The sequence below is a fragment of the Photorhabdus sp. P32 genome (genome assembly GCF_038085095.1).
Classification (GTDB): domain Bacteria; phylum Pseudomonadota; class Gammaproteobacteria; order Enterobacterales; family Enterobacteriaceae; genus Photorhabdus; species Photorhabdus luminescens.
This window is the reverse complement of the sequence record NZ_JAZGJN010000057.1, coordinates 1-654: the sequence shown is the minus strand read 5'-3', so window position 1 is coordinate 654 and position 654 is coordinate 1. Positions and strand designations below refer to the sequence as shown.

1 pseudogene is annotated in these 654 nt (G+C 53.1%); it reads left to right on the top strand.

From position 1 onward, the window contains the following. Positions 1-654 (top strand): annotated as a pseudogene (locus V2H77_RS00190) (hypothetical protein); the annotation flags it as partial.

Genomic DNA, 654 nt, shown 5'->3' with positions numbered 1-654 from the left:
TACGACCAGATAACCATTGAACCGGAAGGCAAAGTGATTTGCTACACCAATGGTCGGATTGAAGCGAATGTCATTCAAGGGGTTGGAGGCATTCCAATGCACTTTGTCAAAAGAGGAATCGATGGAGAAACGGGCGCTCCTGGCGCAACTGGAAATTGCGGAGCTAACGGCGTTGATGGTTCACCTGGCAGTGAGGATAAACATAAATGTGTAAAGCCCCCTACACCGGGCACCGATGGAACGAAAGGTTCTACGGGAACGAAAGGATCGAATGGAGAAACTGGTGGAGAGGCGGATAAATTAACTGTCACAGCTGCTCAGTTGGGTGGGACGGTATATTTGAAGTCTGATGGGGGGGATGGGGGAACTGGCGGTCGTGGTGGTGACGGTGGATGTGGAGGAAAGGGTGGCGATGGGGGTTATTGTAGTGGTCAAAGTCATGTCACTACGATCTCACTGTATCGTTCTGCGAATGGAGGGAATGGAGCAGATGGAGGGGATGGCGGGACTGGCGGGAATGGAGGACGTGGTGGAGATGGGGGGGAGATAGAGTGTAACTATTCTGACGGTAATCCAAACATTAGTTATTGGTCAACGCCAGGTTTACCGGGGGCTGGCGGTAAAGGGGGCGGGGGAGGGAAAGGCGGTGATGGC